The 20,598-nt window shown below is 67.1% G+C and carries 22 protein-coding genes and 1 pseudogene; 1 reads left to right on the top strand and 22 read right to left on the bottom strand.

Annotated features, from left to right (window positions below):
* Positions 1-167: 167 nt before the first annotated feature.
* Both KXZ72_RS11230 and KXZ72_RS11225 read right to left on the bottom strand, forming a co-directional pair.
* Positions 168-689, bottom strand: coding sequence for an amino-acid N-acetyltransferase (locus tag KXZ72_RS11230; RefSeq protein ID WP_226081020.1), 522 nt, complete (start codon positions 687-689; stop codon positions 168-170).
* 19 nt (positions 690-708) lie between these two features.
* A complete protein-coding gene (locus tag KXZ72_RS11225; RefSeq protein ID WP_226081019.1) occupies positions 709-1,224 on the bottom strand; it encodes a MepB family protein in 516 nt (171 codons plus the stop codon).
* Positions 1,225-1,363: 139 nt separating this feature from the next.
* Here KXZ72_RS11225 and KXZ72_RS11220 point away from each other — a divergent pair, with 139 nt between their 5' ends.
* The gene (locus KXZ72_RS11220; protein WP_226081018.1) at positions 1,364-1,756 is read left to right on the top strand and encodes a hypothetical protein; all 393 of its coding nucleotides are present in this window, start codon (positions 1,364-1,366) and stop codon (positions 1,754-1,756) included.
* Between the two features lie 43 nt (positions 1,757-1,799).
* Here KXZ72_RS11220 and KXZ72_RS11215 read toward each other — a convergent pair whose 3' ends face one another.
* From KXZ72_RS11215 to ftsH, 20 genes and pseudogenes are all read right to left on the bottom strand, one after another.
* On the bottom strand, positions 1,800-4,328 hold the full coding sequence (locus KXZ72_RS11215; protein ID WP_226081017.1) for an ATP-dependent Clp protease ATP-binding subunit: 2,529 nt from the start codon (positions 4,326-4,328) through the stop codon (positions 1,800-1,802).
* A 135-nt stretch (positions 4,329-4,463) separates the two neighbouring features.
* Positions 4,464-4,724 carry a hypothetical protein gene (locus KXZ72_RS11210; protein WP_226081016.1) on the bottom strand — a complete coding sequence of 87 codons (261 nt, stop codon included), beginning with the start codon at positions 4,722-4,724 and terminating at the stop codon, positions 4,464-4,466.
* A 30-nt stretch (positions 4,725-4,754) separates the two neighbouring features.
* On the bottom strand, positions 4,755-6,233 hold the full coding sequence (cls, locus tag KXZ72_RS11205; protein WP_226081015.1) for a cardiolipin synthase: 1,479 nt from the start codon (positions 6,231-6,233) through the stop codon (positions 4,755-4,757).
* Positions 6,234-6,444: 211 nt separating this feature from the next.
* Entirely contained in the window at positions 6,445-6,636 is a 192-nt protein-coding gene (locus tag KXZ72_RS11200) for a hypothetical protein (protein WP_226081014.1), read from the bottom strand.
* A gap of 42 nt (positions 6,637-6,678) precedes the next feature.
* Positions 6,679-6,810, bottom strand: a complete 132-nt coding sequence (locus KXZ72_RS14720) for a hypothetical protein (RefSeq protein ID WP_264159365.1) — start codon at positions 6,808-6,810, stop codon at positions 6,679-6,681.
* Positions 6,803-7,246, bottom strand: a complete 444-nt coding sequence (locus tag KXZ72_RS11195) for a hypothetical protein (RefSeq protein ID WP_226081013.1) — start codon at positions 7,244-7,246, stop codon at positions 6,803-6,805. The genes KXZ72_RS14720 and KXZ72_RS11195 overlap by 8 nt, the downstream gene beginning before the upstream one ends.
* An 82-nt stretch (positions 7,247-7,328) precedes the next feature.
* Positions 7,329-8,522 carry a hypothetical protein gene (locus KXZ72_RS11190; protein WP_226081012.1) on the bottom strand — a complete coding sequence of 398 codons (1,194 nt, stop codon included), beginning with the start codon at positions 8,520-8,522 and terminating at the stop codon, positions 7,329-7,331.
* A gap of 166 nt (positions 8,523-8,688) precedes the next feature.
* Complete coding sequence (gene lysS, locus KXZ72_RS11185; protein WP_226081011.1) at positions 8,689-10,197, bottom strand: lysine--tRNA ligase; 1,509 nt, start codon at positions 10,195-10,197, stop codon at positions 8,689-8,691.
* 61 nt (positions 10,198-10,258) lie between these two features.
* Positions 10,259-10,969 carry a DUF2520 domain-containing protein gene (locus KXZ72_RS11180; protein ID WP_226081010.1) on the bottom strand — a complete coding sequence of 237 codons (711 nt, stop codon included), beginning with the start codon at positions 10,967-10,969 and terminating at the stop codon, positions 10,259-10,261.
* The gene (locus KXZ72_RS11175) at positions 10,966-12,783 is read right to left on the bottom strand and encodes a PH domain-containing protein (protein WP_226081009.1); all 1,818 of its coding nucleotides are present in this window, start codon (positions 12,781-12,783) and stop codon (positions 10,966-10,968) included. The genes KXZ72_RS11180 and KXZ72_RS11175 overlap by 4 nt, the downstream gene beginning before the upstream one ends.
* Entirely contained in the window at positions 12,780-13,319 is a 540-nt protein-coding gene (locus tag KXZ72_RS11170; protein WP_226081008.1) for a PH domain-containing protein, read from the bottom strand. Before KXZ72_RS11170 ends, KXZ72_RS11175 begins: the two co-directional genes overlap by 4 nt.
* Positions 13,288-13,761, bottom strand: a complete 474-nt coding sequence (locus tag KXZ72_RS11165; protein ID WP_226081007.1) for a DUF3180 family protein — start codon at positions 13,759-13,761, stop codon at positions 13,288-13,290. Before KXZ72_RS11165 ends, KXZ72_RS11170 begins: the two co-directional genes overlap by 32 nt.
* Complete coding sequence (gene folK, locus KXZ72_RS11160) at positions 13,758-14,324, bottom strand: 2-amino-4-hydroxy-6-hydroxymethyldihydropteridine diphosphokinase (protein WP_226081006.1); 567 nt, start codon at positions 14,322-14,324, stop codon at positions 13,758-13,760. Before folK ends, KXZ72_RS11165 begins: the two co-directional genes overlap by 4 nt.
* Positions 14,321-14,686 carry a dihydroneopterin aldolase gene (gene folB / locus KXZ72_RS11155; RefSeq protein WP_226081005.1) on the bottom strand — a complete coding sequence of 122 codons (366 nt, stop codon included), beginning with the start codon at positions 14,684-14,686 and terminating at the stop codon, positions 14,321-14,323. Before folB ends, folK begins: the two co-directional genes overlap by 4 nt.
* Before the next feature lie 195 nt (positions 14,687-14,881).
* A complete protein-coding gene (locus KXZ72_RS11150; RefSeq protein ID WP_226081004.1) occupies positions 14,882-15,520 on the bottom strand; it encodes an energy-coupling factor transporter transmembrane component T family protein in 639 nt (212 codons plus the stop codon).
* On the bottom strand, positions 15,517-16,203 hold the full coding sequence (locus KXZ72_RS11145; RefSeq protein ID WP_226081003.1) for an energy-coupling factor ABC transporter ATP-binding protein: 687 nt from the start codon (positions 16,201-16,203) through the stop codon (positions 15,517-15,519). Before KXZ72_RS11145 ends, KXZ72_RS11150 begins: the two co-directional genes overlap by 4 nt.
* Positions 16,200-16,793, bottom strand: coding sequence for a biotin transporter BioY (locus tag KXZ72_RS11140; protein ID WP_226081002.1), 594 nt, complete (start codon positions 16,791-16,793; stop codon positions 16,200-16,202). Before KXZ72_RS11140 ends, KXZ72_RS11145 begins: the two co-directional genes overlap by 4 nt.
* A gap of 34 nt (positions 16,794-16,827) precedes the next feature.
* The gene (gene folP / locus KXZ72_RS11135; RefSeq protein ID WP_226081001.1) at positions 16,828-17,628 is read right to left on the bottom strand and encodes a dihydropteroate synthase; all 801 of its coding nucleotides are present in this window, start codon (positions 17,626-17,628) and stop codon (positions 16,828-16,830) included.
* On the bottom strand, positions 17,618-18,232 hold the full coding sequence (folE, locus tag KXZ72_RS11130) for a GTP cyclohydrolase I (RefSeq protein WP_226081000.1): 615 nt from the start codon (positions 18,230-18,232) through the stop codon (positions 17,618-17,620). The genes folP and folE overlap by 11 nt, the downstream gene beginning before the upstream one ends.
* 297 nt (positions 18,233-18,529) lie before the next feature.
* Positions 18,530-20,479: pseudogene (ftsH, locus tag KXZ72_RS11125) on the bottom strand (ATP-dependent zinc metalloprotease FtsH); the annotation flags it as partial.
* Positions 20,480-20,598 lie beyond the last annotated feature (119 nt).

Genomic DNA, 20,598 nt, shown 5'->3' with positions numbered 1-20,598 from the left:
GAAAAGTCGCACGGGCGACGGTGCCGGCTGTGACGCTAAAAACGCCGTGGCACCATTGCTCACGCTATGTGTATACGATATGCAATCGGTATACGGCGGGTAAACCCCCCGTTAACATTATTTTTCTCCCGGGACACCGCGGCCGCGTAATTCCGCGGCCCCGCCCCCTAACCCTGCGGCGCGAGCGTCTTCAGCATGCGGGTATTGCCCAGCGTATTGGGCTTCACGCGGGCCAGATCCAGGAACTCCGCCACACCCTCATCGGGTGAGCGCACCAGCTCGGCATAGATATCCGGGCTCACGATGCCCTCGCCAATCTCGTTAAACCCATTGCGGCCAAAAAAGCCCGTCTCGAAGGTGAGGCAAAACAGCCGGGTCAGCCCCAGGCGGCGCGCCTCGGTCTCCAGGTGGCCCAGGAGCACGGCACCAACGCCGCGGCCGAGCCAGTCCCGGGAGACCGCGAGGGTGCGCACCTCGCCCAGGTCCTCCCAGATCACGTGCAGTGCCCCCACGCCGATCAGCTCCCCCGCGGCGGTCTCGGCCACGATGAACTCCTGCACGGCCTCATAAAAAACCACACGCTCCTTGCCCAGCAGGATTCTTTGATCCACAAGCGGCTGGATCAGGTCCTGGATCCCGGGAACATCGGCGGTGCGCGCGCGGCGCACGGTGAACGGTGCGGAGGTCATGCCTCCAGGGTAGTGCGGTTTAGGCGCGCCCCGCGGCGGCACGCAGCAGCCGGGCGGAGTCGGGAGAGCCGGCGGGGGCAAAATAGGGGGCCTGCCAGCGCTGGGTCGCGGCGGCCTGGGCGCTGGGCACCGTGACCCACGCGGGATATACCCGCAGCGCCCGCTTGCCCTCCCGGCCCGGGGCTGAGAGCACCCCGCGCCGCAGCAGCTCGCCCGCGGGGAAATAAAATCGGCCGTGCAACGGGGGCGCATCGGGGAGCGGCTGCATGCAGTCCACGATCACCAGATCGGCGCCGTCCTCCGCGGTCAGCGGCCGGATCGGCCCGCGCGCGGAGCGCACCCACAGCGTAAAAAACGCCCCCACCTTGGTCGGGGTGATCTTGGCCTCGCGATAGCGCACCCGCAGCTCTCCGCTGCTCCAGCGATGCGCGGCATACTCGGCGCCCTCGGGCTCGGCAATCGGCTCCGTGGATACCGGCGGGGCCAGGGCGGCGTCCAGTTCGGAGCGCAGGGCGGCGAGGCGCGGGGTTGTCATGCGGGGGCTCCTCGGAACGGAATCGATCTCTCCAGTCTGCCCGATCCCCGCGGCGGGTGGGCGCGGCGCGGCGACAGCGGGTAACCCGATCGGGTGCGGCGGCGGCAAATCTCCCCCGCCGCCACGCAATACTAGCGTTATGAGTGCCGATCCCAACGCCGTCCTGGCGGCCTATGCAACCGTCTTTGCCACGATCCTGGTGGCGCTCTCCATCGGGCAGGCCGCGCGCACTGCCCGCACCGCGCTCGGCGGCTGGCTGCATCTCATCAGCCGCTATTTTGGGTTTATGTGCTGCGCCTTTGGGCTGGTTTATATCTTCCAGACCTGGGTCGGTGGGACCGGGGAGGCCGTGGTCTCCCCCGTGCTCTGGCCCACCCTGATCGGCGCGCTGGTCTCGCTCGGCGGGATCTTTTATGCCCATTTTGCGGCCGAATACGACGAGCTCGTGCGCGGGCGAAACTACTGGTTCCCGTGGCGGACCGCGCGATCCGAAGCCGCGGAATCCCCGGCCGAGGACACTCCCGGCGCATAAAAAACCGGCCCACCCTCGCGGGTGGGCCGGTTTTTAAGGGGTGCTATTCCCCGCTGACGGCGAGGTCCGGCGTGGCCGGGCCCGTGCCGAGCATCGGAACGGGAAGCTCGCTACCCAGCGCATTCGCGCGGCGCGACGTGGTGAACTCGAACTTATTCTCGATAAAGTCCACAAACACGTGATCGCCGGGGTTCAGCTCGCCGTGCAGGATCTTCTCGGAGAGCTGATCCTCGATGAGCTGCTGCATTGCGCGGCGCAGCGGCCGGGCACCCAGGCTCGGGTCGAAGCCCACGTCGATCAGGCGCTCCTTGGCGGCCACCGACATGTCGATGGTCATATCGCGGTCCATCATCCGGTCGTTAAGGCGACCCAGGAAGAGGTCCACGATCTGGAGCAGCTCGGCCTTGCTCAGCTGCGGGAAGACGATGACGTCGTCCACGCGGTTGAGGAACTCGGGCTTGAAGTGGTTCTTCAGCTCCTCGGAGACCTTGCCCTTCATGATGTCGTAGGTCACGCTGGAATCGCCGGTGGCCTGGAAGCCCACGGGTCCGCCCGCAATACCCTTCGAACCGAGGTTGGTGGTCATGATGATCACGGTGTTCTTAAAGTCGATCTCGCGACCCTGGCCATCGGTCAACCGGCCCTCCTCCAGAATCTGGAGCAGCGAGTTGAAGATATCCGGGTGTGCCTTCTCGATCTCGTCAAAGAGGACCACGCTGAACGGCTTGCGGCGCACCTTCTCGGTGAGCTGTCCACCCTCCTCGAAGCCCACAAATCCGGGGGGAGCACCAAAGAGGCGCGAGACCGTGTGCTTCTCGCCGTATTCCGACATGTCGAGCGAGATCATGGCGTCCTCGTCGTCAAAGAGGAACTCGGCGAGGGCCTTGGCCAGCTCCGTCTTACCCACACCGGTGGGACCGGCGAAGATAAACGAACCGGAGGGACGCTTGGGGTCCTTCAGGCCCGCACGGGTGCGGCGGATCGTGCGCGATAGGGCGTTGATGGCCTCGTTCTGGCCGATCACCCGCTCGTGCAGGGCCTTCTCCATGAAGATGAGTCGAGCCGACTCCTCCTCGGTGAGCTTAAACACGGGGATACCGGTGGCCTGGGCCAGAACCTCGGCGATCAGACCCTCGTCTACCGTGGCATTGGTGGAAACCTCGCCCGAGCGCCACTTCTTCTCGAGGCGCAGACGCTCGCCGAGGAGGTTCTTCTCCTCATCGCGCAGGCTTGCGGCCTTCTCGAAGTCCTGACCCTCGATTGCGGCCTCCTTGCGGGTGCGCACATCGGTGATCTTCTCGTCGAATTCGAGCAGCTCGGGCGGGCTCGACAGCATCGAGAGGCGCAGTCTGGCGCCGGCCTCATCCAGCAGGTCGATGGCCTTATCCGGCAGGAAGCGATCGGAGATATAGCGGTCGGCGAGGTTCGCGGCGGCCACGATGGCACCATCGGTGATGGAGACCTTATGGTGCGCCTCATAGCGGTCGCGCAGACCCTTGAGGATGTTGATCGTATGCGGCAGCGAGGGCTCGCCCACCTGGATCGACTGGAAGCGGCGCTCCAGCGCGGCATCCTTTTCGAAGTGCTTGCGGTACTCATCAAGCGTGGTGGCACCGATGGTCTGCAGCTCGCCGCGGGCAAGCAGCGGCTTCAGGATCGAGGCGGCGTCGATGGCACCCTCGGCGGCACCGGCACCCACGAGGGTGTGGATCTCGTCGATGAAGATGATGATATCGCCGCGGTTGCGGATCTCCTTGGTGACCTTCTTCAGGCGCTCCTCGAAGTCACCGCGGTAGCGGCTTCCGGCGATCAGCGAGCCGAGGTCAAGCGAGTAGAGCTGCTTATCCTTGAGGGTCTCTGGAACATTGCCCGAGACGATGGCCTGCGCGAGGCCCTCAACCACAGCGGTCTTACCCACGCCGGGCTCACCGATCAGGACGGGGTTATTCTTGGAACGACGAGACAGGATCTGCATGACCCGCTCGATTTCCTTCTCCCGGCCGATGACCGGGTCAAGCTTATTATCGCGCGCGGCCTGCGTGAGGTTGCGGCCAAACTGGTCGAGGATGGCAGAGCCACCCTGCGGCGCAGCCTGCTCGGGGGCACCGGCACCGACCGAGGCGGTCTCCTTGCCCTGATAGCCCGAGAGCAGCTGGATGACCTGCTGGCGCACGCGGTTGAGGTCGGCGCCGAGCTTCACCAGGACCTGGGCGGCGACGCCCTCACCCTCGCGAATCAGGCCGAGCAGGATGTGCTCGGTGCCGATGTAGTTATGGCCGAGCTGAAGGGCCTCGCGGAGGCTGAGCTCCAGGACCTTCTTGGCGCGCGGCGTAAACGGGATGTGGCCGGTGGGCTGCTGCTGGCCCTGACCGATGATGTCCTGCACCTGCTCGCGCACGGCGTCGAGGGAAATCCCGAGGGATTCGAGCGCCTTGGCGGCCACTCCCTCACCCTCGTGGATGAGACCAAGCAGGATGTGCTCGGTTCCAATGTAGTTGTGGTTGAGCATCTTGGCTTCTTCTTGGGCCAAAACGACAACGCGACGGGCGCGATCCGTGAATCTCTCGAACATTTCACTCCTTAAACGCCGCGGCGTGGGTCGGCGTCGTTATATCGAGAATAACGCGGGAGGGCACCGAATAGTCCCCTGTTCGCCGTGGGCGTGACTTCCGCCGAAACGCGGGCCCGCGCGGGTCCCCGGGTGGGGCTACGGGGCCTCGGTCTCGGCGGCGTCGCGCGCATCGCGGGCGGCACGCGCGGCGGCCACCTTCTTGCGGCCCGAGCGCACCATGATGCCGATCGAGACGCCGGCGCCCACCAGGAAAACCAGGGAGATGATCAGGGTGACCACCTTGATCGTGACATCGTCCACAAACGTGGACACCATTGCGGCCGCGACGCTCGCGACGGCGAGGCAGATGCCCACAATATAGGAGCGGGTCATCGGGATGCGTGCGGGAGTAGTCATGGGATCCACGCTAGCAGGCCCACGCCGCCGCTATTGCAGTGCCGAGGTGAGGCGCGCGAGGTTATCCAGGATGGTGGAGCGCAGCGGCTGGCGCTCCCACTCGTCAAGCGTGAGTTCCCGGCTGACCGCGCGATACTCGTCCTCGATCGCGCGCATATCGCGCACAAAGGATTCACCGCGCACCAGCAGGGAGACCTCGAGGTTGAGACCAAATGAGCGCATGTCCATATTGGAGGAGCCGATCACGGCCACGTCGTCGTCGATCGTGAAGTGCTTGGAGTGCAGGATATACGGCGCGGGATACATAAAGATGCGTACCCCCGCGCGCAGGAGCTCCTCATAATAGGAGCGCTGCGCGTGGAATACCACCGCCTGATCCCCCTCCTCGGAGACAAAAAGATCCACCGGGACGCCGCGCTGCACGGCGGTGGTCACGGCATACATGAGGGCCTCATCGGGCACAAAATACGGGCTCGTGATCACGATGCGTTCCTCGGCGGCATAGAGCAGACCGAGGAAGAGGCGCAGGTTATTTTCGCCGTCAAATCCGGGACCGCTGGGCACCACCTGGCAGTCGAGCACATCGGGGGTACCCTCGGGCACCGCCTCGGCCATGTCCAGGCGCAGCGCGATGATCTCGCCGGTCTCCGCATACCAGTCGCTGAGGAAGATCACGTTGAGGGCGTCCACGGTGGGACCCACCACGCGCACCATCAGGTCCTTCCACTTCAGGCCGCGCTTCAGGTTGCTGCGCTTAAGGTAGGTGCGGTCCACGAGGTTCTGCGAGCCCATATAGCCCACGCGGCCGTCCACGATCATGAGCTTGCGGTGATTGCGCAGGTCGGGGCGCTGATATTTTCCGCGCAGCGGCTGCACGGGCAGCATCATATGCCACTCGGCGCCCACCTCGCGCAGGCGCTTTTTGGTCTGCTTATAGCGCGGGGAGCGCAACGAGGCGATGTGGTCAAAGAGCACGCGCACCTTGACCCCACGCGCGGTGGCGTGGCCGATCGCGTCAAAAAACTCCGCGGTGATCTCGCTCGAGGACATGATATAAAACTCGATATGCACGTATTCGGTGGCGGTATCGATCTCGCGGCTCATCTGTTCCAGCGTGTTGTTATAGTCGCCGTTCAGCGTGGCCGTATTGCCGCCCAGCAGGGGTAGCGCGCCGAGGTTGCCGTTGAGCTCCACAAGCGAGTCGAACCACTTGGGTGCGCCGGGCTGGAGTTCCTGCTTGGGCAGCAGCTCCACGCCCTCCTTCACGGTCGCGTTGATCTCCTCCTGGATCAGGCGGCGCTTGCGCGGAAGCTTGGGGTTTCCGATCAGCAGGAAGATGAGCATACCCACGGCCGGCTGAATAAAAATCAGCATGAGCCACGCGGTGCCCGCGGTGGGTTTGCGATTGCGCGGTACCACGATCACGGCCACGATCCGGATCGCGATATCGATGATCAGATAGAGCACACTCCACCCACCCCAGCCCGCGATGAAGGGTTCAAACGTCATCAAACGGCCTTTCGCGGGTGGCGGAGCGGCGGCCCGGGCAACGGGCCGACACACTAATGAGCCCCAGCTTAGCGAGTCGGGGCCCCGCGAACCGGGAGCGGGACTTCCCGCGGCGCGCCCGGAAGCGCCACCCGGGGGCGCGGGGCAGAAAAAACGCGGCACCATATCCGCGGGGGATATGGTGCCGCGTCGAGCCGCGAACGGCTAGTGGCTATTGGGTTCCGCGGGTGCGGCCACGGGGGGGCAGGCCCATGCGGGCGCGCTCGCGCGATTCGAGGTCGGCATAGGCCGCACGCTCGTTGCGGTCGGCGCGGATAATCGAGCGCACGATATACCAGAAGATGAGGCCGATCAAAACGGTCGGGGTGACCGACCAGAGCGCGTTTAACCAATAATTATCCATGACCCCTCCAGGGTACCCCGGGAATGCGTTTTCCGCATATCGCTATTGGGTGAGCAGGCCCCATACGCCCTGACCGATAAAGATCAGGCCGATGCCCCCGGCCACGGCCCAGAGGATCAGGCGGCTCTTATCGGGACCCTGCCGGTCCTCCTCGGGGGTGCGGGGCTCAGGCACGGGACTTCCCCCAGGCGGCGCGCAGCCAGAGAACGTCCACCACGATGATGGCCACACCCAGCAGGCCCGAGAAGAGGTCGCCGATAAGCAGGCCCATCACGCTAACCGTGGCCCCGACCAACCCAATCGAGCAGAATACAGTGCCCAGAACCCGCGCCCAGGGCTGGCCCTTCATGAGCGGGAAATATACCAGCGCGTAGAGGCCCGCGACAAAAACGAGGCCAAAGAGCATTCCGGCGGTCACGGAGCCGGCGCCGAGGCTGGAGGTGGCGATCTGGTCCAGCTGGGCATTGGTGCTGGTGACGTTGATCAGCCCGTTCACCATCGTCAGCGCAAAGGCCGCGAGGGTCAGCGGTTTCAGCCGCGCAACCGTATCGGGGTGCAGCGTGGTCGGGCGCAGGGGCCGATCGGAATACGGCTGGTTTCCATAACTCATGGCCCCAGCCTAGCGAAAACGCCCGCGGGGCCGTGGGGTTTTCTCTCCCCACGCCCGCGGGCGTCCTCGTTTTAGTGGCCGTTTAGGCGCGCTTGCCCCAGGCTGCACGCAGCCAGATGATGCCCACGGCGATCATTCCGGCGGAGATGACCCCACTCAGGACCGCGCCGACCGCATAGCCGGAGCCCAGATAGGAGCCAAAATAGGAGCTGGCGGTCATCAGCGTCGAGATCATGCCAAAGATCGCCATGACGGAGGCGGCCAGGTTCAGGCTGCAGAATACGGTACCCAGCACGCGGGCCCAGGACTTCCCCTGCGCCAGCGGGAAATAGACCAGGGCGTAGAGACCGAGGGTGATGATCAGCCCAACGATGCCGCCCACGATACCGCTGAGGGCCATTCCGCCCCCGAATTCGCCCAGCCCGGCATACGTGCTGGTGGTGGTGAACATGCCCACGATGCTGCCGAGCACCGAAACGCCCGCGGCGATCAGGGTGAGGGGCTTCAGGCGGGCCACGACGGCGGGGTCAAGCAGTGCGCCGCCGGGGGCGGCATAGCCGGCCGGGTAGCCCTGCTGCGGATATCCCTGCTGCGGATATCCCGGCTGCTGGCCATAGCCACCCGGGGTCTGCTGCGGATACCCGGGCTGGGCGGGCTGACCATAGGGCGACTGCTGGCCATAGCCGGGCTGCGGCTGCTGGCCATAACCCTGCGGGGGCTGCTGGCCGTAGCCGGGCTGGGCCGGCTGGCCATAGGGCGACTGGCCATAGGCGGGCTGAGCGGGCTGGCCATAACCGGGCTGGGGCTGCTCACCATACGCGGGCTGCTGACCATAGGCAGGCTGAGCCGGCTCGCCATACGCGGGCTGGGCGGGCTGACCATAACCGGGCTGCGGCTGCTCACCATACGCGGGCTGCTGACCATAGGCAGGCTGAGCGGGCTCGCCATACGCGGGCTGAGCCGGCTGACCATACGCGGGCTGAGCGGGCTCGCCATACGCGGGCTGAGCCGGCTGACCATACGCGGGCTGGGCGGACTCGCCAGGGGCGGGCTGGCCATAACCGGGGGCCGCGGGATATTCCGGGGCCGCGGGCGGGGCAAAGGACTCCTGGTTTGCCGCGGCGGGAGCCGGCGCATAATCGGATGCCGCGGGATAATCGGCGGCGGGTGTGGACTCGGAGGGCGCCTGCGGAGCCTCGGGGGCCTCGGGAGCCTCGGGGAGGTCCGTATTGTGGGGCTGCTGGGGCGTTTCGCCTGGCTGGTTGTCAGTGCTCATGGCGACAGCATACCGATTCCACTCCGAATTTGGCCCACAACGGGCGCAATCACCGCACATCAAGACGCAACCAGGACCCCGGCCGGTCGCCCCGCATCCCCCGGCAGAAACGGCAACGCCCGCGGGAAAAACTCCCGCGGGCGTTGCTATAGCTCCGACCGGCGCGCTATTTCACCAGCGGGAACAGAATGGTTTCGCGAATGCCAAGGCCAATCAGGGCCATCATCAGGCGGTCGATGCCCATGCCCATGCCTCCCGACGGCGGCATACCGTGCTCCAGTGCGCGCAGGAATTCCTCGTCCACGCTCATCGCCTCGACGTCTCCACCCGCCGCGAGCTTGGCCTGCTCAACAAAGCGCTCGCGCTGAATCACCGGGTCTACCAGCTCGGAATAGCCGGTACCCAGCTCAAAGCCGCGGATGTAGAGGTCCCATTTTTCGACCACGCCGGGCTTGGAGCGGTGCTCGCGCACGAGGGGCGAGGTATCCACGGGGAAGTCCATCACAAACGTGGGGCGCACGAGGGTGTCCTGCACAAAGTGCTCCCACAGCTCCTCCACATACTTGCCGTGGATCGGGTGGGCCACCACCACACCCTGCTCATCGGCGAGCGCCTTAAGCTCCTCGATCGGGGTCTCCGGCGTGATCTCGCGGCCCGCGGCCTCCGAGAGCGACGTAAACATATCGATGCGGTCCCATTCGCCGCCCAGATCAAACTCGGTGCCATCGGCCCAGGTCACCACGTGCGAACCGGCCACGGCCATCGCGGCGTTCTGCACGAGCTTCTGGGTGAGGTCGGCAATCGACTGATAATCGCCATAGGCCTGATAGGCCTCGACCATCGCAAACTCGGGGCTATGCGTGGAATCGGCACCCTCGTTGCGGAAGTTGCGGTTGATCTCAAATACCCGGTCGATGCCGCCGACCACCGCGCGCTTCAGGTAGAGCTCGGGGGCGATGCGCAGGTAGAGATCGGTATCAAATGCGTTGGAGTGGGTCACAAAGGGGCGGGCCGAGGCGCCGCCGTGCATGACCTGAAGCATGGGGGTTTCGATCTCCAGGAAGCCCAGATCGGTGAAGGTCTTGCGCAGACTTGCCATGGTGGTGGCGCGATCCACCACCGTCTGCCGGGCGCGATCGCGGGCGATCAGGTCGAGGTAGCGGCTGCGTACCCGCACCTCCTCGCTCAGCTCGTTATGCAGATTGGGCAGGGGCTGCAGGGCCTTGGACGCAATCTGCCAGTCGTTTACCATGATCGACAGCTCGCCGCGGCGGCTGGAGATGACCTGGCCCGAGACGAATACGTGATCGCCCAGGTCCACCAGTTCCTTCCAGCGCGCGAGCGAGTCCTCTCCCACCTCGGCGAGGGAGACCATCGCCTGGATGCGCGAGCCATCGCCGGCCTGGAGGCTCGCGAAGCACAGCTTTCCGGTGTTCCGGGCGTGCACCACGCGGCCGGCGATTCCGGCGATCACGCCGGTCTCGGCGCCCGCCTCAAGCTCGGCGTATTCCGCGCGCAGGGCGGGGATCGTGCTGGTCACGGGGACCGAGACGGGATAGGCGCCGCCCGCGGCATCGGTGCGCTCGGCGATCAGCCGTTCGCGCTTACCCAGACGGACCGCTTTCTGCTCGAAGATCTCGGCATCGGTGGGTGCGTCGGGGGTGGTGTCGCTCATGTCTGTTTTCTCCTCGCGGGGCGGATACGTCTCAGCCAGTTTAGCCGGGCTCCGCGGCCGCTTAGGCCAGGTCCTCGGGAGCCTCGCGATGGCCGCCCTCGCGCAGGGCGAGGTCCACCGAGCTGCGCACCAGGGAGGAGAGGAATCCGCCGGGGTTTTCCACGCCGATTTCGGCGAGGATTCCGGTGGCCTGGCGCACGATCGAGCGCGAAAACTCGGTGGCCGTGGCAATGGCCTCGGCATAGGCGGCCCGGTCGGATTCGGCCACGATCACCGGTTCCGCCCCCATCTCCACCACGAGTGCCTGGCCAATCGGCTGCACCGGGGTGGGCGCGGTCACGGCCACATAGCTCTCGGCGAGACGCTGCAGGTCCATGCTGGTTCCCGTGAAGGTGAGCGCGGGATGCAGCGCGAGGGGAATCGCGCCGCGGGCCGCGGCGGGCAGCAGGACCTCCACACCCAGCCCGGGGGCGGTATGGGCCAGGATCTGGCCAGGCTGCCACGCACCGGTCTCGGCGAGCCCGGATACCAGCGCGGCGATTTCCCCCTCCGGGATGGCGAGGATCACGAGTTCGCTGCGTTCGATGATCTCCGGGATCGGCAGGATCGGGACGCCCGGCAGGATCGCCTCGGCACGATCGCGGCTGCGCTCGGAGATCGCGCTGATCCCGGTGATGGCATGGCCGGCCCCGGCCAGCGCGGCCCCCAGCACGGGACCCACGTGGCCGGCACCGATGATGCCCACCCCCAGGCGCCCGGCGCGCGCGCTCATCGGCCCTCGCCCGGATCGGCGGAGGGTGCCCGGAAACGCGAGTCATCCCCCGGGAGGGCCGGATTCAGCGGCGGGTGCACCACCTCCGGAGACGGCGCGGGCGCGGCGGGGCGCGGCGGCGCGGCCACCCCGGGATAGCGTGCGGCGGCACTGTCGCCGGTGGCCGGGCCATCCGCGGCAAGCGCAACCTCCTGCTCGGCGGAGGGGGTCCACTGGCCCAGATCCAGGCGCGGCGCACCCGGCACGGGGCCGGCGGCCCGCGCGCTGGCCCAGCGGTGGGTCTCATCGGCGTTCATCGCCACCACGGTGGCCGCCGAGACCCGTTCAAAGAGGTCCACGGTATCGCTGGCCGCCATATGCGGAAGCGCGGGCGTGACCGGCCCCAGCACGGTCTGGACCAGCACCGAGGCCACCCGCAGGCGCCGCTCGATCGGCCCCTGGGTCATGCGCACGCTCTGCGTCCGCGCGAGCGGAACCAGGTCGAGGTGTCGCCAGACCAGGCCGCGGCGGAAGATCAGCAGATCGCCGGTCACGGTATAGCCCGTGCGGCTCCAGGACAGCGGGTTCAGCCAGGCGGCCCGGCGTGGGCTCAGGATAAACCCGGCGCGCGCCGGATCGCCCAGGGCATCCCCGAGCAGCCGGCGCACGGGCTGATAATAGGGCTGGTTCAGCAGCAGTCCCACAACCGCGGCGGCATCGTCGAGCTTGCCCACCTGCAGGATCGTGGTGCCCCCATTGGCCATGTCCTGCACCGAGGTGCCGGCCCGGTTAATCTGCACCTGCCACCAGCCAAAGGGCCGCCAGAGCAGCGGCTGGGTCACCCGCACCGCGTGCACCCGGCCCGGGGGCACGGTGTCATTGGAGGTGGACAGCAGGCCCGAACCCACCCGGATACCCGAGGGGGTGCTGGCCACCGAATAGCGCAGCGATTTGGAAATCTTCGACCAGTAATAGCCGCCCACACCGATCAGCACGGGCAGCAGCGGGAAGAGCGCCCAATAGCGCCCCTGCACGACCTGCGTGATCACAAAGACCAGCGCGGCCACGGCAAAAACGGTGGCGAGGCTCACGATCGTGGAGAGGATCACGCGGCCCGCGGGAATGCGCACAACCGAGGTGGCCTGCAATTCCTGGGCGTTTAGCTCGGGCGCAAGCAGATCGTTCACGCGGGAGTTGACGAGGTTTTCCAGGCGCCCACCCGCTGCCCCCGTGCCCGCTGCCGCGGCGGCGGCCTCGCGCTCGGCGAGCTTCACGCCCGAGGCGAGCGTGAGCAGGTCCCGGCGCAGCGGTTCGGCATCCCGGCCATAAACATATTCGAGCGAGACATTGGAGTTTTCCCCGGCCACGGAGACCTCCACCTTGGCCGCACCGAGGAGGCGGGCGAGGAAGGGGCGCACGATATTCACCGACTGGATGCGGTCCAGCTTGGCCTGGCGGTGGCGGCGCATCAGGATTCCGCTGCGCATCTCCACGGCATCCCCGGTGATGCGGAATGTGCCCATCCGCCAGGAAACATAAAAGAACACAAAGAGCAGCAGAAGGCCCGCCAGCACGATCCCGAGGATCAGCAGCAGATACGGGCTATTCAGCATCAGGGTGACCGGATCGTAGTCATCGGTGCCCTGGAACGCGGGCACAAACATCGCCACGAGGCGTTCCCGGAAATTCGCGATCACGATACCGAGGATCACGATAAAGGCCACCCCGCCGCGCAGCAGCGGCGTCACCGGATGCAGGTGATGCCACTGCCCGTCGGTGAGGTTATCGGATTCGGGGGACCGCTTGCGGCGGCCGCGCGTGGGCTCGCTGGTCATAGCCCGGTGCGCCGGCTCTCGGCCACCTCAACCAGGCGGTCGCGCAGGGCCTCGGCCTCGGCGATCGGCAGCCCGGGGATGGTCACATCGGTTCCCGCGGAGGCCGTGACAAATTTGAGCTCGGCCAGGCCAAAGCTGCGCGCGATGGGGCCACGGTTAATATCGATCAGCTGCATCCGGCCATAGGGCACGGCAACAAAACGCTGCCACATCAGTCCGCGGCGAAACAGCAGGTCGTCGGCGCGCAGGCGATATCCGATGGAGCGGGCGCGGCGCGGCGTCACGATCATCACGATCACGGTGATCAGCAGGACGGCCCCGCCCACCAGCAGGGGCCAGATCTCCTCGCTCAGGAAATAGACCACGGCGGTGGCCACGGCCACGATTACAAAAAAGAGGGCATTGCCGATCTGCTCGATCAGCGCATATTTACGCGAAATACGCTGCCAGTCCTGGGTGGCGAGCTCCAGCCGAGACAGGCTCTCGGGGGTGCTCGCGGCGGCATCAGGAAGCGGTGGCTGCTCCGGGTAGGTCATCGTCAGTATCCTTTGGCAGTGTGCACAGGTGTTCGGTGATCATTCCGGCCACGCACAGCAGAAGGGCGCCCGCGCTCGCGGCGATCACCGGTCCCCATGAGCTTACCCCGGGCAATACCGCGCGGCTGAGCATAAAGCCCAGCAGGCCCAGGCCAAAGCCTGTGAGCAGCGCGCCGCTCAGGGCATCGGCCTTGCCCAGCACGAGGATGCGCATCGCGTGGAACGGGTCCACATGGCGGCGCGGGGTGGCCCGAACCGCGCGATAAATGGGCACGGCCAGGGCCACGGTGATCGCGGCGATCAGGATAAGCGTGACCGCGAGCGAGAGCGCGGGCACCAGGAGCGGCTGACCCACCGCCGCGAGCAGGAGGTTCAGGAGCGCGCCAAGCGCCGCGCCAATTACGGCCACGCCGATCAGCTGGGCCGCGGACGTACGCTTCACGGGGTCTCCTCACGCAGGCGGGCGAGCACCTCGGCCACGGGACCCGCGCCGGGAAGAACGGCCGCGGGATCGATCTCCAGCCACGGGGCGAGCACAAAATCGCGCTCGGCAGCGCGCGGATGCGGGATCACCAGGTCCGGGGTGCGCACCCGCTCCTCGGCGTAGGCGATGATATCGATATCTAGGGTGCGGTCGCCCCAGCGCTCGGAGCGTTCGCGGCCGTGCCGGCGCTCGATTGCGGCGGTGGCCTGTAGCAGCGCGCGCGGGCTCAGCGTGGTCTCGATCAGGCCCACGGCATTCAGATAGCCGGGGGCATCGGGATCGGGCCCGGAGAGCTTCACGGCCACGGAGTCGATCGCGGTGGACATCGCGATCACGCGAATTCCCGGGGTATCCCCGAGGCCGGCCTCGGCCGCGGCGAGGGTCGCGGCGCGCTCGCCCAGGTTGGAGCCAAAGGCGAGCACCGCGCGCACCGGGGCGGCGGGCACCTGCTCGGCCGCAAGATAGTATTCGTTCACGCCGCGCACGGGTGGCACGAGCCGCGGGGGAATCAGCGGGCTCATCGGCCGCGCTCGATCGTGACCGAGACATCCCCGAAGGGCACGGAGATCGGGGCGTCGGGCTTATGCACGGTGACCCGGGTGCGCTGCGCCGCGGAGAAGGACAGGGCCACCGCGGCGACCCGCTCGGCCACGGTCTCGATCAGGTCCACCGGGTCGGAGGAGACCGCGGCGGTCACGGCCTCGGCGAGCTCGCCGTAGTGCACGGTGGCGGCGAGATCATCGCCCCCCGAGGCGGGGGCCAGATCGAGCCAGACCACAACATCGATCACGAAGTCCTGGCCCTGCTCGCGCTCAAAGTCAAAAACACCGTGGTGGGCGCGCACGCGCAATCCGGTGAGGGTGATGAAATCGGTGGCAGACACGCTCCCAGTTTAGGGTGCCCGCGGGCTTTTGCCATATGGAACGCCGCAAACCCCGGGCCCGGCACCCGAAGGATCTGCACCCGGAATCGGACAGCTTATCGCCCGGGATTGGAAAGGCCCGGGATTGGACGTATGGTAATCCGGATCCCCCGTTTGGGGGACCCGCCCTCCCCCTGCGGGTCCCCCACCTTTGCCTCAGCCCTGCGCCGCATCCTCGGCAGCGTCCTCGCCCGGGTCATCCCCCGCGCCGCGCGCGATGAGTGCATCCGCGAGTTCATCGGATTGCCGCAGCGAGAGCACCATAAGCGGCAGCACAAGCGCCCGGATGCTCCAGCGGCCGCCGCGGGCCCGCTGGGCATCGCGCAGCTGGGTACTAAACCCGGCGATCACCGGGATCGTGCGGATCGTGAGCGAAAACGCGAGCCCCACCCGCTCGGGGTCCACGCCAAATACCCGCAGCGGGCGCAGCACCCGCACCAGCGCGTCCAGAATCTCCGTGGTGCGCGTGGTGAGGGTCAGCAGCGCGGCCGTGAGGATCACGATGGTCACACGGGACACATTGGCCCAGGCCTGCGCGGGATCCAAAAACAGCACCTGGCTCACGAGCAGGATCGTGATGATCACCCGGGCGGAAATGATCTGCCGCCAGATCTCCGCAGGACCAAATCCGCCCAGGAGATAGAGCCCGATCATCACCGCGGCGGCCCCGCTAAATAGCGCGATACTCGGCGGGGGCACCGAGACAGCGAGGGCAAAAATAAACAGCGCAAGCAGCTTGCTGCCGGCCCCGAGCCGATGCAGCGGGCTGTGTCCGGGGCGGTAGAGGCCAATCACGACGCGTGTTCGCGGCGATAACGCCCCACGACCTCCGCGGGATCGCCGCTCTCCACGAGCCGCCCGCCCTCGAAGCGCAGGGCGATATCGCAGCGTTCGGCGAGGTCGAGGTTATGGGTGAGCAGCACCAGCTGCTGATCGAGGCCCAGCAGCAGATTGCCGATGCGGCGGGTATTGGCCGCGTCCAGGAGCGTGGTGGGCTCATCGGCCACCAGCAGCCGCGGCTCACTCACCAGCACGGAACACAGTGCCAGCAGCTGCTTTTGCCCGCCCGAGAGCGTATAGGCTGGGGCATCGTGATGCTCGGAGAGGCCGTTCTCGGCGAGCACCCGGGCCACCCGCTCGGCAATTTCGGATCGGCTCAGGCCGCGGCCGCGCAGCGAGAATGCCACGTCCTCGGCCACCGTGGGCATCACGATCTGCGCGTCCGGATTGGTAAAAACAAAACCCACGCGGCGGCGCAGCGCCGCCACCCGCCGGGCCGGGTCGATGCCGTGCACGCTCAGGCTGCCGTAATCGGCGCGGTTAAGCCCGTTCAGCAGCCGCGCAAAGGTGGACTTACCCGAGCCGTTGGAGCCGATCACGGCGATCCGGCGCTCCTCCAGGTGCACGCTGACATCGCGCAGCACGGGCCGGCCGCCCAGGTCCACGCCCACCCCCTCAAGGATGATCGCCTCGCTCATGCCCGGACCTCCGCGCGGCGGCGCCGGGTGAACGTAAACGCGGCCGGATAGGCGCGCCAGAGGGCCATGCTCAGCAGCACCGCGAGCACCGCCTTCAGCAGGTCACCCGGCACAAAAATCAGGTTGGTGCGGGCGGCATCGGCCAGGCTCATGCCCGAGATCAGGGAGAGCCCGGGGATGCCAAATAGATAGATCACGCCGATTCCGCCGATCACGGCGCCGAGCGCCACGCGCCACCAGCGCAGCGTGCGCGCGCCGGCCTGCACGATCAGGCCCACCACGGCGACCCCGAAGATCCAGCCCACCAGATAGCCCACGGTGGGGCCCACAAAAACTCCCGCACCGCCCTTGCCCCCGGCGAGCAGCGGGAGACCGGCGAGGGCAAGCACCAGCAGCAGGAGCACCGCGGCCATGCCGCGCCACCAGCCGAGAATCGCCCCCGCGAGCATCACACCAAGCGTCTGAAACGTCACCGGTACCGCGCCGCCAAAGAGCGGAATCTGCCCGGCCACCCCGAGCACCGCGATCAGCGCCGCAAACGTGGAAATGCGCGCAATATCGCGCATCGGGGACTTCTCGTAACCGCTCATTTTTCTATCTTCGCAGGTGGGCCCACGAAGGCCGCTATCGGCGCAGGTGCTCCCAGACGTCCAGGGCCGCGGCGGTGGCCGCCGGCTCATGCACGCGCACCCCCCAGATGCCGCGATCGGCCAGCAGCGCCGAGAGCACGGCGGTGGGTAGATCGCGGTCGTGAACGGTGGCCTGCGCGGGCAGGAGCTCACCCAGGAAGCGTTTGCGGCTCGCACCGATTAGCAGCGGATAGCCGAGCCGGGAGAGCTCGTCGAGCCCGCGCAGCACCGCCCAGTTATGTTCCCCGGTCTTGGAAAAGCCCAGGCCCGGATCGAGAATCACGCGCTCCCGGTTGATGCCCGCGGCCGCGAGGCGCCCGGCGGTGGCGGCCAGCTCGGCGGCCACCTCGGCGGCCGGATCGGCATAGTGTGCGTGGCTATCGGCGGGATCGAGGAATCCGCGCCAGTGGCCCGCGATGAAGCCGGCATCGCCCGCGGCCACCACCCTCAGCATCTCGGGATCGGCGCCCCCCGAGGAGACGTCGTTGATATAGTCCACGCCCGCGGCCAGCGCGGCGCGGGCGGTGGCGGCGTTCATGGTGTCCAGCGAGGTGGTGATGCCCTCCGCGTGCAGGGCCTCCAGCACGGGAAGCACCCGCGCGATCTCCTCCTCGGAGCCCACGCGCACGGCGCCGGGGCGGGTGGACTCGCCGCCCACATCCACGATCTGTGCGCCCGCCGCGACCAGCTCCCGGCCGCGGGCAATCGCGGCAGCGTGGGCCAGATAGCGGCCGCCGTCGCTGAAGGAATCCGGGGTCACGTTGAGGACCCCCATCACGAGCGGCCTAGCGGTCACCGGAGGGCCCGCCGAGACCGCCGATCAGGGCAAAAACCTCGGCCCGGCGCAGCGGATCGCTCAGCTCGCCGCGGCTCGCCATCGTGACCGTGGAGGACCCTGACTGCCGGGAGCCGCGGGCCGAGACGCAGCCGTGCTGGGCGTCCAATACCACCAGAACGCCGCGGGCGTCGAGCCCGGAGCTCAGGGTATCGGCGATCTCATCGGTCAGGCGCTCCTGCAGCTGCGGGCGCGAGGCGATGGTATCCACGACGCGCGGCAGCGCACCCAGACCCACCACGCGGGTGCCCGGAAGATAGGCCACATGCGCGACCCCGAGGAAGGGCAGCAGGTGGTGCTCACACATCGAACGGAACTCGATATCGCGCAGCAAAACGATCTCGCCGGGGCCTGACTCCCCCGTGACATCCGCGGAGGAATCCAGCGGTACGGTATCCGCGAGCAGGGTGCGGGCGTCCACCCCCAGCCCGGAGAAATACTCCGAATAGGCCTCGGCCACGCGGCGCGGGGTGTCCAGCAGCCCGGGTCGGGCGGGATCCTCCCCGATCGCTTCGATCAGTTCGGATACCGCCCGCATGACCCGTTCGCGGTCAACCTCGCTCATGGCCTAGGACTCCGGGGTATCGGGAGCGTCCGTGGCCTTCTGCGCCTCGGCCTCGGCCTGCTTCTTCGCCTCGGCGCGCTTCTTGGCCGCGGCTGCCCGCTTACGCGCGGCCTCGGCCTTCTTCTTTGCGGCGGCCTCGGCGGCCTCCGCCTCGGCCTTTTCCTGCGCGGCGGATGCCTCGGCGGCCTCGGCCGCGGCCCGCACGGGGGTCTGCTCCGCGGCGATACCGGCCTCGGCGATCGCCTCATCGGCGGCCACCTCGCCCGCGCTCAGGTTGCCCTCGAGCGGCGAGGCGGAGGACTCCACGGAGCCCTCGGTGATGGCCTCGCTGATCGGCGCCCGGTTCTGCGGCATGGCCACGGGGGGCAGGTCGCTCACGGGGCGGTCGATGCTGGAGAGCCACTGCTCGCGCTCGGGCAGCTGCTCGATGCCGGAGAAGATCTCGGCGAGCTGGTTATGGTCGAGGGTTTCCTTTTCCAGCAGCTCCAGGGCGAGGCGGTCGAGGATGGCACGGTTGGCCGTGATCACCTTCCAGGCCTCATCGTGGGCCTGCTCGATGAGCGCACGCACCTGGGCGTCAACCTGCTCGGCGACTCCCTCGGAATAATCGCGCTGGTGTCCCATATCGCGGCCGAGGAACATCTCTCCGCTGCCACCGCCGAGCTTAATCGCACCGATTCCGGCACTCATGCCGTATTCGGTGACCATCTTGCGGGCGATGCTCGTGGCCTTCTCGATGTCATTGGAGGCACCGGTGGTGGGGTCGTGGAACACCAGTTCCTCGGCCACGCGGCCACCCATGGCATAGGCGAGCTGATCGAGCAGCTCGTTGCGGGTCACGGAGTACTTATCCTCCAGCGGGAGCACCATGGTGTACCCGAGGGCGCGTCCGCGCGGCAGGATGGTGACCTTGGTCACGGGATCGGTATTGCGCATCGCGGCGGCCGCGAGTGCGTGGCCTCCCTCGTGATACGCGGTGATGAGCTTTTCCTTATCGTTCATCACGCGGGTGCGGCGCTGCGGGCCGGCGATCACGCGGTCGATGGCCTCGTCCAGCGCGCGGTTATCAATCAGCTGCGCATTGGAGCGCGCGGTGAGCAGCGCCGCCTCGTTGAGGACGTTGGCAAGGTCGGCACCGGTGAAACCGGGGGTCTTCCGGGCCACTACCTCGAGGTCCACGGAATCGGCGAGGGGCTTGCCCTTGCCGTGCACCTGCAGGATCTTGCGGCGGCCCTGCAGGTCCGGCGCGTCCACCCCGATCTGGCGGTCAAAACGGCCCGGGCGCAGCAGCGCGGGGTCGAGGATATCGGGCCGGTTGGTGGCCGCGATGAGGATCACGTTGGTCTTGGGGTCGAAGCCGTCCATCTCCACCAGGAGCTGGTTCAGGGTCTGCTCACGCTCATCGTGACCGCCGCCCATTCCGGCCCCGCGGTGGCGACCGACGGCGTCGATCTCGTCCACGAAGATGATCGCGGGGGAGTTTTCCTTGGCCTGCTGGAAGAGATCGCGCACGCGGCTCGCGCCCACACCCACAAACATCTCCACAAAATCGGAACCGGAGATCGAGTAGAACGGCACCCCGGCCTCGCCGGCTACGGCGCGCGCGAGGAGGGTTTTACCGGTACCGGGGGGACCGTAGAGCAGCACACCCTTGGGGATGCGGGCACCCACGGCCTGGAATTTCGCGGGCTCCTGCAGGAACTCCTTAATTTCGGCAAGCTCCTCGAGGGCCTCGTCGCTTCCGGCGACGTCCTCAAACGTGACCTGCGGGGACTCCTTGGTGACAAGCTTCGCCTTGGACTTGCCAAAGGACATCATCTTGCTTCCGCCGCCCTGCATGCGCGAGAGCACAAACCAGAACACCACACCGATGATCGCGAAGAGGATCAGGGGCTGCAAAATTGCGCCAAACCAGCTGGCACGGGGCACCTTATCGGTGAAGCCGTCCTTGGGCTTGGCCTCGTCCACGGCCTTCACCACATCGGCCGCGCGGGCATCGATGTAGTTGAACTGGACGCGCTTGCCCTTGTCTTTAAGCTCCTCGTTCAGCGTCAGATCGGCGCGGTTTTCGCCCGCGGTGAGGGTTACTTCCTTCACCTTGCCGTCGTTGAGGAGCTCCAGGCCCTGGTTGGTGGGAATTTCACGGAAGCCGTTGAGGCCCGAAATGATGTTGATGCCGATCAGAAATACAACGATGGCAATGAGCACGTATGGCAACGGCCCCTTGAGGAAGCTCTTGGATTTCATGTGCGAGTGAGCGGGCGCTCAGACCTTTCTGCAGGTGAGGTCAACCGGAACCAACACGGAACCGTAGTGTCCAGATTAGTCCGTGAAGTCTGAATGGCGCCCCTCTGTTCGCCGTGGGA

The sequence above is a fragment of the Mycetocola spongiae genome, assembly GCF_020424085.1.
In the GTDB taxonomy this organism is placed as follows: domain Bacteria; phylum Actinomycetota; class Actinomycetes; order Actinomycetales; family Microbacteriaceae; genus Mycetocola; species Mycetocola spongiae.
This window is presented reverse-complemented; position numbering and strand designations above follow the sequence as displayed.